Annotated in this window: 1 protein-coding gene; it reads left to right on the forward strand. The window is 59.7% G+C overall.

Annotated features, from left to right (window positions below; translation table 11 throughout):
* Window positions 1-99: 99 nt before the first annotated feature.
* Window positions 100-308 (forward strand): transposase (locus tag HG800_RS26860; protein ID WP_182849587.1); only part of this gene is annotated, 209 nt, incomplete at its 3' end.

Raw genomic sequence — 308 nt, forward strand, 5'->3', positions numbered from 1 at the left:
ATAACCCGCATTTCTCACCGTGGGAATGGAATCGGGCTGCCCTTTGTGTCATAGGTTGGTTTGCCACAACCTCCTATGTCATCAAAAAAGGGTAGCCCGATGCAGACAGAGTGTAACGCGGCTTACCTCAACTTTCCCATGCTCGGCCGGCGCGAAATCCTGGCCGATTTCGACGGTGGCGACATCTCCTCCGACGGCGGCGCGCTGCTGCTCCGCCAGGTCGAGCAACTCACCGGCATCCTCCGCCAGTTCGCCGATTGCTTCACCGATCATCGCGACCCCGAGCGCGTCGAGTACACCGTCGAGCA

The sequence above is a fragment of the Tautonia rosea genome (assembly GCF_012958305.1).
GTDB classification, from domain to species: Bacteria; Planctomycetota; Planctomycetia; order Isosphaerales; family Isosphaeraceae; genus Tautonia; species Tautonia rosea.